The sequence below is a fragment of the Xylophilus sp. ASV27 genome (assembly GCF_016428875.1).
In the GTDB taxonomy this organism is placed as follows: domain Bacteria; phylum Pseudomonadota; class Gammaproteobacteria; order Burkholderiales; family Burkholderiaceae_C; genus Xylophilus.
Genome location: NZ_JAELTO010000211.1, coordinates 1 through 2,384, shown reverse-complemented (window position 1 = coordinate 2,384; position 2,384 = coordinate 1). Strand labels below are relative to the sequence as shown.

The window sequence follows — 2,384 nt, the reverse complement described above, 5'->3', positions numbered from 1 at the left end:
GGCCTGCGCCGTGCCCACCGAGCCGGTGAAGGCCAGGCGGTCCACGCCCATGTGCTCGGCCAGCGCCTGGCCCACGTCCTTGCCGTACCCGGTGACCACGTTGATCACGCCCTCGGGCACGCCGGCTTCCATCATGATTTCCGACACGCGCAGCGACGAGAGCGAGGCGTCCTCCGCGGGTTTCAGCACCGCCGTGCAGCCGGTGGCCAGCGCGGGGCCGTAGATCCACCACAGGCCCATGAGCGGCCCGTTCCACGGGATGATGCCGCCGACCACGCCCACCGGCACCTGGTGCTTGAGCGCCATGAAGCCCGGCGCGATGGACATGGGCGTGCCGCTGGCCGAGCCGGCCAGGCCGGTCTGCGAGGCGTAGAACTGCAGCAGTTGCGACAGCCATTCCTTGTAGCCGCGCGTGCGCGCCAGCGGCGCGCCCATGTCCAGCGTTTCGATCAGCGCCAGTTCCTCGAAGTTGTCGAGGATCGCGTCGTGCACGCGCAGCAGCAGCTTGCGTCGCTCGTGCGGCGTGAAGCGGCTCCACGGGCCTTCGAAGGCGCGGCGCGCCGCCGCCACGGCGCGGTCCACGTCCTGCGCGCTGCCTTGGGCGAAGCGGCACAGCAGCGCGCCCGTGGCGGGGTTGATGGCGTCGATGGTCCGGCCCGAGGTGGAATCCACCCACTGGCCGCCGATCAGCAGTTTCTTCGTGCCCTGGAGGAAGGCGGGCGTGGCGGGCTGGTGCATGCGTGTCTCCTGCGGTTTTTCCAAGTGTTTTTGGTCTCTAGCCCAGGAAGAATATGGGCTTAATGCTATGAAATAAATAGCATTTAGAAGCGCACCATGACCGACTTGGTCTGCGTGTACGCCTCGATCGACTCCTGCCCGAACTCGCGCCCCCAGCCCGACTGCTTGTAGCCGCCGAAGGCCATGGCCGGGTCGGCCTCGCCGAAGGTGTTGATCCACAGCCGTCCGGCCTTGAGCGCCTTGACCACCTTGTGCGCGCGCGAGACGTCGCGCGTCCACACGGCGGCGGACAGACCGTAGTGGGTGTCGTTGCCCTGCAGCACCGCGTCGTCCTCGTCCTTGAACGGGATGATCGAGAGCACCGGGCCGAAGATCTCCTCCTGCGCGATGCGCATGCCGTTCTTCACGTGGTCGAACACCGTGGGCTCGACGAAATAGCCCGCGCCGCTCCAGGCCTGGCCGCCCAGGCGCAGCGCAGCGCCGCCTTCCTGGCCCGCGCCGATGTAGGCGCGCACGCGGTCGCGCTGCTTCGCCGAGATCAGCGGACCCAGTCTGGTGTCCGCCGCGAACGGGTCCCCCGCCTTCCAGGTGCCGGCCAGTTGCGCCACGCGCTCGGCCACCTGCTCGTGGATGCTCTCCTGCACGAACAATCGCGTGCCGGCCGAGCACACCTGGCCCGAGTTGCCGCAGAAGGTCTTGACGGCGGCCTGCACCGCCTTCTCGATGTCGGCGTCGGCGAACACCACGTTGGGCGCCTTCCCGCCCAGTTCCAGCGTCACCTTCTTGAGGTTGGAGGTGGCATCGCGCACCACCTGCTTGCCCACGGCGGTGGAGCCGGTGAAGGCGATCTTGTCCACGCCCAAGTGCTGGGCCAGCGCCGCGCCCGCCGTGGGGCCGAAGCCAGGCAGCACGTTGACGACGCCCGGGGGCAGGTCGGTCTCCTGCACCAGCTCGGCCAGGCGGATGCTGGTGAGGCACGCCAGCTCGGCGGGCTTGAGGACCACGGTGTTGCCGCAGCACAGCGCATTGGCGAACTTGATCGAGGCCATCAGCACCGGCACGTTCCACGGAATGATCTGGCCGCACACGCCCAGCGGCTCGCGCAGCGTGTAGATCAGCGTGCCGCCGTCCGACGGAATCGTGGTGCCCAGCACCTTGGAGCACCAGCCCGCGTAGTAGCGGAAGATGTCCACGCAGGCGGTGGCCGCCGCGGTGGCGTACCAGAGCGGCATGCCGTTGTCGAGCGACTCGATGGCGGCCAGCTCGGGGATGTGCGCCTCGATCGTGTCGGCGATCTTCAGCAGCGCGCGCGTGCGGGCGTGCGGCGACATGCCGGCCCAGGAGGGCGCCTCGAACGCCTTGCGCGCGGCCGCGACCGCCGCGTCCACGTCGGCGCTGTCGGCCTCGGCCACGCGGCACAGCAGTTGCTCGGTAGTGGGGTTGATCGTCTCGAAGCGCTTGCCCGAGGCGGCCTCGACCCACTGGCCGCCGATCAGCAGGCGCTTCGGGGCTTGACGGATCCAGGCGAGCGCCTGGGCGCGCGCGGCTTCTGCGGGTACGGTGCTGGTCATGCTGTCTCCTCAGTCAGGCGTACAAGTTGGGGAACTGGCCGGTGGTGCTGATGACCGTGGTGCGCGTCTCCAGGT

Annotated in this window: 2 protein-coding genes; both read right to left on the bottom strand. The window is 69.1% G+C overall.

All coding sequences use genetic code 11. The features are described 5' to 3' along the window. On the bottom strand, positions 1–738 hold a 738-nt coding region (locus JHD63_RS22325), incomplete at its 3' end, for an aldehyde dehydrogenase family protein (protein ID WP_198972972.1). 83 nt (positions 739–821) lie between these two features. Then, positions 822–2,309 (bottom strand): aldehyde dehydrogenase family protein, encoded by a 1,488-nt coding sequence (locus JHD63_RS22320; protein WP_198972971.1) that lies wholly within the window; start codon positions 2,307–2,309, stop codon positions 822–824. Between the last annotated feature and the right edge of the window lie 75 nt (positions 2,310–2,384).

Coding starts and splice junctions, on each gene's coding strand:
- JHD63_RS22320 (WP_198972971.1), bottom strand. CDS start 2,309: ATGACCAGCACCGTACCCGCAGAAGCCGCGCGCGCCCAGGCGCTCGCC.